The organism is Streptomyces sp. 150FB (assembly GCF_000818195.1).
GTDB lineage: Bacteria > Actinomycetota > Actinomycetes > Streptomycetales > Streptomycetaceae > Streptomyces.
This window is the reverse complement of record NZ_JTHL01000001.1, coordinates 6,519,887-6,525,877: the sequence shown is the minus strand read 5'-3', so window position 1 is coordinate 6,525,877 and position 5,991 is coordinate 6,519,887. Positions and strand designations below refer to the sequence as shown.

4 protein-coding genes are annotated in these 5,991 nt (G+C 71.6%); 2 read left to right on the top strand and 2 right to left on the bottom strand.

Going from position 1 to position 5,991, the window contains the following annotated elements:
- Positions 1 to 609 (top strand): SDR family oxidoreductase (locus QR77_RS28280; RefSeq protein WP_040028806.1); only part of this gene is annotated, 609 nt, incomplete at its 5' end.
- Here the strand turns inward: QR77_RS28280 and QR77_RS28275 are convergent.
- Positions 570 to 2,801: an MMPL family transporter gene (locus QR77_RS28275; protein WP_040024851.1), complete on the bottom strand. Its 2,232-nt coding sequence runs from the start codon at positions 2,799 to 2,801 to the stop codon at positions 570 to 572. The genes QR77_RS28280 and QR77_RS28275 overlap by 40 nt on opposite strands.
- 147 nt (positions 2,802 to 2,948) lie before the next feature.
- Between QR77_RS28275 and QR77_RS28270 the strand changes: the two genes are divergently transcribed.
- Entirely contained in the window at positions 2,949 to 3,569 is a 621-nt protein-coding gene (locus QR77_RS28270; protein WP_052489114.1) for a TetR family transcriptional regulator, read from the top strand.
- Positions 3,570 to 3,680: 111 nt separating this feature from the next.
- Here QR77_RS28270 and QR77_RS28265 read toward each other — a convergent pair whose 3' ends face one another.
- Positions 3,681 to 5,897, bottom strand: a complete 2,217-nt coding sequence (locus QR77_RS28265; protein ID WP_078877250.1) for a xanthine dehydrogenase family protein molybdopterin-binding subunit — start codon at positions 5,895 to 5,897, stop codon at positions 3,681 to 3,683.
- Positions 5,898 to 5,991 lie beyond the last annotated feature (94 nt).

Here is a 5,991-nt window from a genome sequence, read left to right as displayed (position 1 = left end):
GGGCTTCGCGCCGAGGGGCGTACGGCGCACTGGATCGCCGCCGACCTCGCCGACCGGAGCGCGCTGCGCGCGGCCGCCGACGAAGTCGCCCTGCGGTACGGGGAACCCGACATCGTCGTCAACGCCGCCGGCGTCAACCTCCGGCCGCCGATGGGCGATCTGACGGACGCCGACTGGGACCGGACCATGGCGGTCAACCTGGACGCGCCCTACGTCCTCGGGCAGCGCTTCGGCCCCGCCATGGCCGCGCGCGGCTGGGGGCGGATCATCAACATCGCCTCACAGCAGGCGATCCGCGCCTTCGGCGACAGCGGCGCCTACGGGGTGTCCAAGGCGGCGCTCTCCGCGCTGACCCGCTCGCAGGCCGAGGCGTGGTCGGCGAGCGGGGTGTGCGTCAACGCCGTCGCGCCCGGCTTCGTCCACACGCCCATGAACGAGGCGGTGTTCGCCGATCCCGTACGCGCCGGGGCCATGGCCCGCAGGACCATGGCCGGGCGCAACGGCGAGTTGGGCGACTTCGCGGGCATCGCCGTCTTCCTGGCGAGCGGCGCTTCCGGCTATGTGACCGGTCAGACGCTCTTCGTGGACGGCGGGTTCTCCTCGACGTGAGGCGGCAGGCCCGTGCCCTCCATGTCAACATTTGGCACGATCCGGTCGAGCCATCGGGGCAGGCCCCACGCTCCCCGCCCGAGCAGGGCCATCACGGCCGGGACGAGTGTCATCCGTACGACAAAGGCGTCGATCAACACCCCGATCGTCAGGGCGAATCCGATGGATTTGATGATCGGGTCGCCGTTGAAGATGAAGCCGCCGAAGACCGACGCCATGATCAGCGCGGCGGCGCTCACCACCCGCCCGCTGCGCGCCATGCCGTGGGCGACCGCCTCGCGGGCGTCCCCGGTGTGCGCGAAGTGCTCGCGCATGCGGCTGACGAGGAAGACCTCGTAGTCCATGGCGAGTCCGAAGAGCACACCGATCAGCAGGACCGGCAGGAAGCTGGTGACCGGGGCCGCCGCGGACACCTGGAAGATGTCGTCGAGATGGCCGTACTGGAAGACCCAGACCACCGAGCCGAGACCGGCCGCGATCGACAGCAGGAAGCCGAGGACGGCCTTCAGCGGGACGAGCACCGAGCGGAACGCGATGGTCAGCAGCACCAGCGCCAGCACCACGATGATCCCGATGAACAGCGGCAGCGCCGACGACAGTTTCGCCGAGATGTCGATGGCCGCCGCGGTCGCGCCCGCCACGAACACCGTGCCGTGGGCATGGGAGACGGGCGGCCGTACGTCGTCGCGCAGCCGGTTGACCAGGTCGGTGGTGGCGGGGGCGTCGGGGCCGGTCTTCGGTACGACTCCTATGACGGTGACGTTCCCGTCCGCGGAGGCGGTCGGCGGCGCCACGGCGGCCACCCCTGGATCGTCGGCGACGGCGCCGCGTACCTGCTTCAGTACGGCGGGCCGCCCGGCGGCCGGGATGTCCGTGGCGTCGACGACCACGGACAGGGTGGCGTTGAAGCCGGGGCCGAAGCCCTTGGAGAGCAGGTCGTAGCTGCGGTGCTGGGTGCTGCTGACGGGCTGGGTCTCGTTGCTCGGCAGGCCGAGCCGGAGGTTCAGCGCGGGCACGGCGAGCACCAGCAGGCCGACGACACAGACCAGCAGCACGGCGACCGGGGCGCGCATCACCGTACGGGCCCAGGCGAGGCCCCAGGCTCCGGGCGCCTTGGGCTCCGGGGCGCTGCCCTCGCTCGCGGTGCGTCGCGTACGCGTACGCAGGAACCGCCGGCCGCCCGGCCGGGGGCGCAGCCGCTCCCCGCCGAACGCCAGCACCGCGGGTACGAGGGTGAGCGCGACGAACACCGCGATCAGCACGGTACCGGCGGCGGCCAGGCCCATGATCGTGAGGAACGGGATACCGGTGGCGGACAACGCGGCCAGCGCGACGACGACCGTGACACCGGCGAAGCTCACCGCGCTGCCCGCCGTGGCGACGGCGCGGCCGATCGAGTCGCGCACCCCCATGGTGGGATCGGCGAGTTGTTCCCGGTGCCGGGAGACGATGAACAAGGCGTAGTCGATGCCCACCGCCAGACCGACCATCAGCGCGAGGATGGTCGCGGTGTTGGTCATCTGCACGAAGCCGGAGACGAACTGCACGCCCAGCACGCCGACGCCGACGCCGATCAGCGCGGTGACGAGCGGCAGTCCCGCCGCCAGCAGCGAGCTGAGCGCGATCGCCAGGACGAAGAAGGCGATGACCACCCCGATGATCTCGGCGGGCCCGCCGACCTCGGTCTTGGGTGTCTCGGCCGAGCCGCCGAACTCGACCCGCAGGCCCGCGTCCCGGGCCGGTTCCATGGCCCGGGAGAGGGCGTCCTTCGAGGACTGGGGTACGTCGGAAGCGGCCTGGCGGAACAGTACGTCGGCGTAGCCGATGGTCCTGTTCGCCGAGACGGCGCCCGCCTTCGCCGGGTCGGAGACCCTGATCACACCGGGCACGGCGGCCGCCCGCTTCAGGCTCGCTGACACCGCGCCGGCGGCCGGAGGGGCGGTGAGCGTGGTGTGTCCCGGCGCGGCGAACACCACGCGGGCCGTGCCTCCCGCGGCGGCGGGGAACTTCTGCTTCAGCAGGTCCTGCGCCTGCTGCGACTCGATGCCGGGGACGCTGAACTCGGTGGTGAGCTTGCCGTTCAGGGTGGTCCCCAGCACGGCGGCCACCACGAGCAGCAGCAGCCACGCCCCCACGACCCGGCCGCGACGCCGCGCCGCCCAACGTCCCAGCGCGTACAAGCGTCCAGCCACGGCCGCCCTCTTTCCTGAAGTGTCCAAAGTTACGGAAGTGCTCAAAGTGCCCAGAGTGCTCGGAGTTCTTGGAGCTCCTGGAATGATTACATGCTGATGTTAATTTACAGTCACCTGTAGATATGCAGCCGCTGGTAGACTTCTGTCATGCCCACCGAAGGACTCCGTGAGCGAGGGAAGGCCCGCCGCAGGGCGGCGATAACCCGGGCCGCGTTCGAGCTGTTCGCCGAGCGCGGCTACGACTCCACGACGGTGGCAGAGGTCGCCGCTGCGGCCGAGGTCTCGCCGCGTACCGTCACGCTGTACTTCCGCTCCAAGCAGGACATCGCCCTCTCCCGCTTCACCGAGTCGGCGGACCGGCTGACCGAGGCTCTGCGGTTGCGGGGGCCCGGCGAGAGCGCGCTGGACGCGATGGGCGGGTGGCTGCGGGCGGAGTTCGCCCAGCACGACGAGATCGATCTGCTGGCCAAGCGCATGCTGGAGACCAATCCGGAGCTGCGGGCGCTCCAGACGGCCCGGATGGAGGCCGCTGTGCAGGAGGGCGTCAAGGCGATCGCGCTGGACACGGGCAGGGCGGTCGACGACATCGGCCCGCGGATCGCGGCGGCGGCCGCCGCGGCCGTCATCATCGAACTGGCGGAGTGCTCCCACGAGTCGGAGCGGTCGGACACCGGCTCGCACGACCCCGAACACAGCCCCGAACACGACACTGAAGAGAACATCAACACCGCCCTGGCGTTCCTGGCGGCCGGACTCGCCACACTCTGACGGACCGTCCCGCGCGGCGCCCGGGGGCCACCCGGGTCTCCCCCGGACGGCCCCCGCGGTCAGCTCACCCTCGTACGGTCAGCTCACCTTCGTACGCTTCGTACGGTCAACTCACCCACGTACAGCGGCCTCCGCCGCCCCCGCCAGCACCCGGTCCGGCCTGATCGGCAGGCTCCGGTGGCGTACGCCGGTCGCGTGCCAGACGGCGTTGGCGATCGCGGCCGCCGCACCCACGATCCCCACCTCGCCGATGCCCTTGATCCCGGTCGGGTTGTACGTGTCGGGGTCCTCCACCCAGTCCGCCTCGATGAGCGGCACATCCGCGTTCGAGGCGAAGTGGTACCCGGCGAGGTCGCCGTTGACATGGGCGCCCGACGACCGGTCCCTGATCGCCTCCTCGTGCAGCGCCATCGAGAGACCCCAGGTCATACCGCCGATGAGCTGGCTGCGCGCGGTCAGCGGGTTGACGATCCGGCCGGCGGCGAAGACCCCGAGCATGCGGCGTACCCGTATCTCGCCGCTGTCGAGGTCGACGGCGACCTCGGCGAACTGCGCGCCGAAGGAGTGCCGTTCCTGCTTGGCGAGCGCGCCGATCGCCTCGGCGGTGTTCGACCGCCCGACGATCCGCTCCGGCGGGATGTCCCCCGCCGACAAGAGCTTCTCGCGCAGCGCGGTCGCCGCCGCCGTCACCGCCCAGCCCCAGGAACTGGTACCCATGGAACCGCCGGCGATCATCGCCTGCCCGAAGTCGCTGTCAGCGATCCGCACCAGGACCTTCTCCACCGGTACGTCCAGCGCGTCACCGGCGATCTGGGTGAGCGCGGTGCGCGCCCCGGTGCCGATGTCGGCCGCCGTGATCCGTACGGTGAAGGTGCCGTCGGCCTCGGCCGTCACCGACGCCGTGGACGGGGCGGTCCCCGCCGGATAGGTGGCCGCCGCCGTGCCGGTGCCGAGCAGCCAGCGCCCTTCGCGGCGTACGCCGGGGCGCGGGTCGCGGTCCGCCCAGCCGAACCGGCGTGCGCCCTTGTCGAAGCAGGCGAGGACGTTGCGGCTGCTGAACGGCAGCCCGGACACCGGTCCCGCCGCGGGCTCGTTGCGCCTGCGCAGCTCGATCGGGTCGATCCCGCAGCTCTCGGCCAGCTCGTCGAACGCCGACTCCACGGCGAAGGAACCGGGCGCTTCGCCGGGACCCCGCATCCAGCGCGGTGTCGGTACGTCGAGCCGTACGACGCGGTTGCCCGTGCTGTGGCCGTCCGCGTCGTACATCACCCGCCCGATCGAAGCGGACTGCTCGACGAACTCGTAGACCGTCGAGGTGAGGCAGTTCGCCTGGTGGTCGAAGGCGCGCAGCCGTCCCTCGCTGTCGGCGCCGAGCCTGACCCGCTGCGCCGTCGGGCTGCGGTAGCCGACGAGCGAGAACATCTGGCGGCGGGTGAGGACGACCCGTACCGGGCGGTCGAGCACCGTCGCCGCCATCACGGCGAGCACCACGTGCGGGCGGGTCGAGCCCTTGGAGCCGAAGGCGCCGCCGACGTGCTCGGAGCGCACCCGTACGGAGGCGGGGTCGAGGGAGAAGAGCGTCGCCAGGTCCTGCGCGACGGTGAACGACCCCTGGTTGGAGTCGACGACCTCCAGCCGTCCGCCCTCCCAGCGCGCCATGGCCGCATGGGGTTCCATCGCGTTGTGGTGCTCTTCGGGGGTGGTGTATTCGTGGTCGACCACCACGGCCGCGGCGGCGAGTTCGGCCTCGACGTCGCCCTTCGACGTCCGCGTGGGGAAGCGCGCCGAGCCCTCCGGTATGTAGAGGCCGGGGTGGGCGGAGGAGAACGCGATGTCGTGCGGCTCCTGGTCGTACGTGACGACCAGCGCCTCGGCGGCCTCGCGCGCCTGCTCCGGCGTCTCGGCGACGACCAGCGCGACCGGCCAGCCGACGTGCGGTACCTGGTCGTTCTGGAGGACCTCGATGGTCGGGTCGGGACCGAACATGCCCGATGCCGCTTCGAGGTGCGGGGCGTTCCCGTGGTGCAGGACGGCGAGGACGCCGGGCATCGCGAGGACGGGATCGGACTCGACGGAGCGGATCCGGCCCTTGGCGATCGTGGAGAGCACCAACCAGCCGTGGGCCAGCTCGGCGAAGGGGATCTCACCGGCGTAGCGGGCGGCGCCGGTGACCTTGGCGAGTCCCTCGACGCGGGTGTGGGACCTGCCGACGGAGCCGGCGACGGCCGTCGTACCGGCCGGTGCCACCGTTGTCGTGCCGGTGGAGACGGTGGCGGCAGGGGTTCCGGTGGTGACGGTGGTAGCAGTGGTTCCGGTGGTGACGGTCATCGGGCTGCCTCCTCGGTGAGCCGGGTCAGCATGGCCACGACGAGGTTGCGCACCAGCTCGACCTTGTATCCGTTGTGCGGCAGCGGCTCGGCGG

Bases quoted from the DNA above. Each gene is read 5' to 3' on its own strand.
- QR77_RS28270 (WP_052489114.1), top strand. From the start codon at position 2,949: ATGCCCACCGAAGGACTCCGTGAGCGAGGGAAGGCCCGCCGCAGGGCG.
- QR77_RS28265 (WP_078877250.1), bottom strand. From the start codon at position 5,897: ATGACCGTCACCACCGGAACCACTGCTACCACCGTCACCACCGGAACC.